Below are 437 nucleotides of genomic sequence, written 5' to 3' on the forward strand. Positions count from 1 at the left end.
CTTGAGAGGCTGAGCTAATCATGGATGAAAAAAATAAGCCATCGGATTCAAAAAATTTAGTCGTAAAATCCTTGAATTCACTTCCGCTGATTTCCATTATGGAACACAGCCATGAACCGTGGGTTGTATGAGATTGCCAATCGCGTTACGTGTACGTAAATCAAGCCGGTCTGGATTTTTTAAATTTACCTGCTGGTTTTGATATCGAGGGACGGTTAGATAACGAATGTCCGGCTGATTGGGCGGAATTTGCTGAACAATATCAAGCCAATGATAGAAAAGCGGAAAAGAGTGGAAAACGCGTGGCCATTATTTCAACCAATTTTTATGGCCGAGATAGAATACTAGAACCCTACTATTTACCCAGGTTTCCTATTTACAATAAAATCGGTGAATGTATTGGAACATTAACAAATGCCAGCAAATTAAATTTTATT

The 437-nt window shown here is 38.4% G+C and carries 1 pseudogene; it reads left to right on the top strand.

The window, feature by feature from the left end:
• Positions 1-149 precede the first annotated feature (149 nt).
• Positions 150-437 (top strand): annotated as a pseudogene (locus tag V1952_RS22520) (LuxR family transcriptional regulator); the annotation flags it as partial.

The sequence above is a fragment of the Yersinia sp. 2542 StPb PI genome (assembly GCF_048593855.1).
GTDB lineage: Bacteria > Pseudomonadota > Gammaproteobacteria > Enterobacterales > Enterobacteriaceae > Yersinia > Yersinia enterocolitica_E.